Annotated in this window: 6 protein-coding genes; 5 read left to right on the top strand and 1 reads right to left on the bottom strand. The window is 69.3% G+C overall.

Translation table 11 applies throughout. The features are described 5' to 3' along the window. Positions 1 to 107 precede the first annotated feature (107 nt). The 4 genes from ABZ260_RS47830 to ABZ260_RS47845 all read left to right on the top strand — a co-directional run bounded on the left by ABZ260_RS47830 (position 108) and on the right by ABZ260_RS47845 (position 2,463). Positions 108 to 806, top strand: coding sequence for a DUF305 domain-containing protein (locus ABZ260_RS47830; protein ID WP_355631717.1), 699 nt, complete (start codon positions 108 to 110; stop codon positions 804 to 806). A gap of 68 nt (positions 807 to 874) precedes the next feature. Continuing rightward, on the top strand, positions 875 to 1,711 hold the full coding sequence (locus ABZ260_RS47835; RefSeq protein WP_355631721.1) for a MetQ/NlpA family ABC transporter substrate-binding protein: 837 nt from the start codon (positions 875 to 877) through the stop codon (positions 1,709 to 1,711). Positions 1,712 to 1,872: 161 nt separating this feature from the next. Beyond that, a complete protein-coding gene (locus ABZ260_RS47840; RefSeq protein ID WP_030913064.1) occupies positions 1,873 to 2,139 on the top strand; it encodes a DUF6458 family protein in 267 nt (88 codons plus the stop codon). A gap of 72 nt (positions 2,140 to 2,211) precedes the next feature. Further along, a complete protein-coding gene (locus ABZ260_RS47845; protein WP_355560626.1) occupies positions 2,212 to 2,463 on the top strand; it encodes a DUF4235 domain-containing protein in 252 nt (83 codons plus the stop codon). 117 nt (positions 2,464 to 2,580) lie between these two features. Here the strand turns inward: ABZ260_RS47845 and ABZ260_RS47850 are convergent, their stop codons facing one another. Continuing rightward, positions 2,581 to 3,801: a glycosyltransferase gene (locus tag ABZ260_RS47850; RefSeq protein WP_355631724.1), complete on the bottom strand. Its 1,221-nt coding sequence runs from the start codon at positions 3,799 to 3,801 to the stop codon at positions 2,581 to 2,583. 146 nt (positions 3,802 to 3,947) lie between these two features. Between ABZ260_RS47850 and ABZ260_RS47855 the strand changes: the two genes are divergently transcribed. Next, the coding region (locus tag ABZ260_RS47855) for a BON domain-containing protein (RefSeq protein ID WP_355631727.1) at positions 3,948 to 4,130 on the top strand (183 nt) is incomplete at its 3' end.

Below are 4,130 nucleotides of genomic sequence, written 5' to 3' on the forward strand. Positions count from 1 at the left end.
AAGGCCGAGGGCGACACGAGCCTCACCAAGACCGGCATGGTGATCGGCTCTCCCGGATACACGGCGCCCGAGCGGGCCCGCGGCGAGCACAACGGTGGAGGTATTCGATGAGACGTGCGGTCCCGGTGGTCGTACTGGGCGTCCTGCTGCTCGCGGGCTGCGGTGCCCACAGCATCCAGGAGCTTCGGGGCGGCGCATCCGGTCACGCGGGGCACGGCGCCGTTGCCCAGAATGCCGACCAGAGTGCCGACCAGAGTTCTGATCATGACGCGCACGAGGGGCACGGCGCGGGTCAGGGGGTGCCCAGCCCGTCGCCCGCCCCGCCGACGGGTACCGCCGAGGGGGTCGCCTTCAACGCCCCCGACGTGATGTTCCTGCAGATGATGGTGCCGCACAACGCGCAGGTGGTGCGGCTGGTGCGGCTGGCACGGGAGCGGCAGGTCCGCCCTGAGGTCTCCGAGCTCGCCGAGGCGATCGGGGTGACCCAGGAGCGCGAGTCCAGCACCATGTCCGGCCTGCTGGCCGCCTGGGGGCAGCCCGCGACGGCGCCGGACGACGAGCACGCCGCGCACGGCGGGATGCCCGGGGTGAGCGATGAGGAGGTGGCGGCGCTCGTCACGGCGCCCCCGGCCGAGTTCGAGCGAAGGTTCCTCGACATGCTCATCGCCCAGCAGGACGACGCCTCCCAGATGGCCAAGGTGGAGGTCGCGACCGGGCTGCACGCCAAGGTCACCGAGATGGCGAAACGCGTCGATGTCTCGCGTACAGCACAGATCGCCCAGATGTTGGCTTTGCGTGACAAGTAAGGATTTGTCCCTTTCCCCGTTTCTGTGAGATATTTCCTACCAGCTGTAAGGGGAATTAGGGGAGAATCATGCGCAAGATATTTGGGATCGTGGCCGGACTGATCCTGGCCGGGACCCTGGCCGGATGCGGGGGGACGTCCACCGACACGGCCCAACCGGCCGACGGCACGCCGAAGGCCGATGCCCCGCTCAAGGTCGGGGTCAACCCCGTACCCCACGGCGAGGTGCTCAAGTACGTCAAGGACAACCTCGCCGCCGGCGCCGGGCTGAACCTGGAGATCGTCGAGTTCACCGACTACGTCCAGCCCAACACCCAGCTCGACGAGGGCAACCTGGACGCGAACTACTTCCAGCACATCCCGTATCTGGAGGAGTTCTCCAAGGGCAAGAACATCCAGCTCAGCTGGGTCGCCCCGGTCCACATCGAGCCGCTCGGCCTGTACTCCAAGAAGATCAAGAACGTCTCCGAGCTCGCCGAGGGCGCCCAGGTGGCCGTGCCCAACGACGCGAGCAACCTCGGCCGTTCGCTCAAGCTGCTGGCCGACAACGGCCTGATCACCCTCAAGGAGGGGGTCGGCGTCAAGGCCACCGAGCGCGACGTCGCCGACAACCCCAAGAAGCTGGAGTTCAAGCCCCTCGAGGCCGCGCAGCTGCCCCGCTCCCTGGAGGACGTGGACGCCGCGATCGTCAACGGCAACTACGCCCTGGAGGCCGGGCTGCAGCCCGCGACCGACTCCCTGCTCCTGGAGAAGGGCGAGGGCAACCCGTACGCCAACGGCCTGGTCACCGTCCCGGCCAAGGTGGACGACCCCCGGATCAAGAAGCTCGCCGAGCTCCTGGCCGGCCCCGAGGTCAAGAAGTTCATCGAGGACAAGTACAAGGGTGCGGTCCTGCCCGCCCAGTAACCGATTCTTCGCCGAGAACTCACGGGCCTGACGACTTTTCCGAAGTCGTCAGGCCCGTGACGTCCATTGGGATGCCGTGGTCGGCAGCTGTCTCCGCATGGTGACGTTTGGGAGCCGTGTGGGGGATAGGGGGGATGCGTTGGCTCGAAGGAGGAGATCCCATGACCATCGCAGGCGGCATCATTCTCATCATGCTCGGCGCCATTCTCACCTGGGCGGTCGAATTCGACATCGCCGGGTTCGACATCAACGTCGTCGGTGTCATCCTGATGATCGGCGGTCTCGCATGGCTCCTGTTCGCCGTGTACCGGCTCAGCATCGCCCGCCGGGCGGTGGCGGACTCGACGGCCACCACCGTGGTCGAGGACCCGGTCGCTCATCGTCGCGTCTACGAGGAGCGGCACTACAACGACCCCCCGGTCGTGTGAGTGTCGTGTGAGTCAGGTACCGGTCCGGAAGGGCAGGCGTGCCTTCCGGCCAATCGAACGGAGGGCGAGACGTTGAGCAGGGTCGTATCCCGCAGTGTGAGCGCCGCGAGTGGAATGCTCGGTGGCGCGATCGCCGGAGCCGTCTTCAAGCAGGTCTGGAAGTTCGCGTCGGGCAAGGACGACGCGCCCCAGGCGACATCGGATGAGTACGGCTGGCGAGAGGTTCTCGTGGCGGCTGCCATCCAGGGAGCGATCTTCGGTGTGGTCAAGGCCGCGATCGACCGTTCCACGGCACACGGCATCCACAGAGCCACCGGCAAGTGATCACCTGCCGGGCCCTCCGGGGCCCGGCACCCGATCCCCGGCCGAAGGTCCCCGGTCCCGTCGACGGAACCGGGGACCTTTCTGGCTTTCCATCCTGATTCCGGGACCGGAGAGCCGTCAGGCGACGCCCGGATACGAGCGGGCGCCGTCCTTCCGCCATGCCGGGACGCGAGAGGAGATCACCCCCGAGTACACGGCGGCGGTCCGGTCGGCGATCTTGTTCCAGTCGTAGTCGGAGCGTGCCCGGACAGCGGCGGCGGTGCCGTACGCCGCCAGCAGGCCCGGCGTGGCGAGCAGCCGCCGCAGCGCGCCCCCCAGCGTGCGGGGCTCGCGAGGCGGGATCAGCAGGCCGGTGACCCCGGGGACGACGGTGTCCAGGTGCCCGCCCACCGCGGACACCACCACCGGCACCCCGCAGGCCATGGCCTCCACCGGCACGATGCCGAACGGCTCGTACCAGGGCATGCTGACCACGGCGTCCGCCGAGCGCATCAGGACCGGGACGCGCTCGCGGGCCACCTTGCCGAGAAACCTGACGCGGTCCGCCACGCCGTGCCTGACGGCCACCCGCGAGAGCCTGCCCACCTCGGGGTCGTCCGGGTGTCCGCCGGCGACGAGCAGCCTGGCGCCGGGGACGTGGGCGAGGGCCTGGACCGTGGTGTCCACGCCCTTGCGGGGTACGGGACGGCCGATGGCGAGCAGGACGGGGCCCGGACCGAGATCGGCGCGCGGGCCCACCGGGGTGAAGGAGCGCACGTCGACACCGCAGGGCACGACGCTCGTACGGCGGTGCGGCGCGCCCATCCGGCGCAGTTCCGCCACCTCGTCGGCGCAGGTCGCGACGACCGCGTCCGCCTGGTGGGCGATCATCGCCTCGATCCCGAGGCGCTCGTGCGGGCTGGTGTCCGCCGCGCCCTGGTGGCGGAGCTTGACCGTACCGAGGGCGTGGAAGGTGTGCGCGATGGGGATGTCGACCTCCCTCGCGGCGACCAGGGCCGCCAGGCCGCTCATCCAGAAGTGGCTGTGCACCATGTCGGGCGGTGCGGCGTTCCAGCGCCTGGCCAGCCACAGGCCGAAGTCCGGCATCCAGGGGAGCAGGTCGTCCTTGGACAGGATCATGGCCGGGCCGGCCGGGACGTGGACCACCGTGACCCCGGGGGCCAGAGCGACCCTCTCCCGCTGGAAGGCGCACTCCCTGCGGGTGTAGACCGTCACCTCGTGCCCGCGCGCGGCGAGCGCGATGGAGAGGGCGGCGACGTGGACGTTCTGGCCTCCGGCGTCGGCTCCGCCGACGGTCGCGAGGGGGCTGGCATGCTCTGAAACCATGGCGATCTTCATGGGCACGTCTCCACCGAGTTATGCGGGGCAGGCGTGCCCGCGTCCTGGGCACAGCGGCCTCCTCTGCCCTCAGTGGGGGTTTTAAACGTGTTTGACCTTGAGTTCCACGGGAAGGCGAGCTTTTTTGGACGGAAAGGAGTTCGACGATGGAGGCTCCGCAGTACGTCGCCGCGCGTGTGCAGCGCGCGCTCGCCGAGGACGAGAGAACCACGGAACTCGGCGTCCGGGTGGATGTCCGAGGTGATCAGCTCTACCTGCGCGGCCAGATCACCAGCGCCGACCGCCGCGAGCTGATCGCCAAGGTGGCCGGGGAGGCGGCTCCCGGGCTG

The organism is Streptosporangium sp. NPDC006013, from assembly GCF_040614275.1.
Classification (GTDB): domain Bacteria; phylum Actinomycetota; class Actinomycetes; order Streptosporangiales; family Streptosporangiaceae; genus Streptosporangium.